The organism is Henriciella marina (genome assembly GCF_027213945.1).
GTDB classification, from domain to species: Bacteria; Pseudomonadota; Alphaproteobacteria; order Caulobacterales; family Hyphomonadaceae; genus Henriciella; species Henriciella marina_A.
This window is the reverse complement of the sequence record NZ_JAPWGW010000062.1, coordinates 1-261: the sequence shown is the minus strand read 5'-3', so window position 1 is coordinate 261 and position 261 is coordinate 1. Positions and strand designations below refer to the sequence as shown.

Annotated in this window: 1 protein-coding gene; it reads right to left on the bottom strand. The window is 48.3% G+C overall.

The annotated features are described in order from the left end of the window. Window positions 1–21: 21 nt before the first annotated feature. A partial coding sequence (locus tag O4G74_RS16185; RefSeq protein WP_269403543.1) for a hypothetical protein occupies window positions 22–261 on the bottom strand: 240 nt, incomplete at its 5' end.

The window sequence follows — 261 nt, the reverse complement described above, 5'->3', positions numbered from 1 at the left end:
GGAATAGAAGGTAAAAGCGTCTCATTTGCCGATCTTTCTTTCGAGCTCTCGACGGTCTCGAGCGTAAGCCGGATGCATTTTGAGAGATTCCTGCCAATACAAAATGGCGTTTGAATGTTTTGAGAGACATTCCATCACGTCGCCCTTCGCCGCGAAGTAAGCTTGCTTGCGAAATTCATTAGGCAAGTCGTTGAGTAAAATCAACGCCGATTGACACGCCTGTAAGCGGATCACGCCTCGAACGAGAGACAAGCTGTCTTC